The sequence below is a fragment of the Pseudoalteromonas rhizosphaerae genome, assembly GCF_902498845.1.
In the GTDB taxonomy this organism is placed as follows: Bacteria; Pseudomonadota; Gammaproteobacteria; order Enterobacterales; family Alteromonadaceae; genus Pseudoalteromonas; species Pseudoalteromonas rhizosphaerae.
Window position 1 is genome coordinate 1 of the sequence record NZ_CABVLM010000052.1, and the last position, 531, is coordinate 531.

The following is a 531-nucleotide window of genomic DNA, read 5'->3' on the forward strand; positions in this document are numbered from 1 at the left end:
GGGTAAAGCGGTGCTTGATGCCCAGCTCATGGCACAGCGCGGCGAAGGCGCGGCTGCGAAAGGCCGAGCCATTGTCGGTGAGCAAGCGCTGGATGGTCACGCCCAGGCGCTGGTAGTAGGCCACTGCGTCCTTGAGGAACTGGACGGCGCTGGGGAAGCCCTCGTCGGGGTGGATGTCGGTGAAGGCCACGCGGGCGTGGTCATCGATGGCCACGAAGACGAAGTCCCAGCCGGCCCCCTCAACGGTATCGCGTCGGTTGCCCGTGACCCGGTGGCCAGGGCGCTGGATACGTCCCAGCTTCTTGATGTCGATGTGCAGCAGATCGCCGGGGGCCTGATGCTCGTAGCGCACCACCGGCTCGGCCGGCTCCAGGTCGGCCAGGTGCGACAGCCCGGCGCGGGCCAGGACGCGGCCGACGGTGCTGGCTGACACGCCCAGCGCCTGGGCGATGCGCGCTTGGGTCAGCCGCTTGCGGCGCAGCTCCACGATCGCCACCGCCTTGGCCGGCGCAATCGCTCGGGGCTGGACCG

Annotated in this window: 1 protein-coding gene; it reads right to left on the bottom strand. The window is 70.1% G+C overall.

The window, feature by feature from the left end; genetic code table 11:
- A partial coding sequence (locus tag PSR9079_RS23420; RefSeq protein WP_149983459.1) for a DDE-type integrase/transposase/recombinase occupies positions 1-531 on the bottom strand: 531 nt, incomplete at both ends.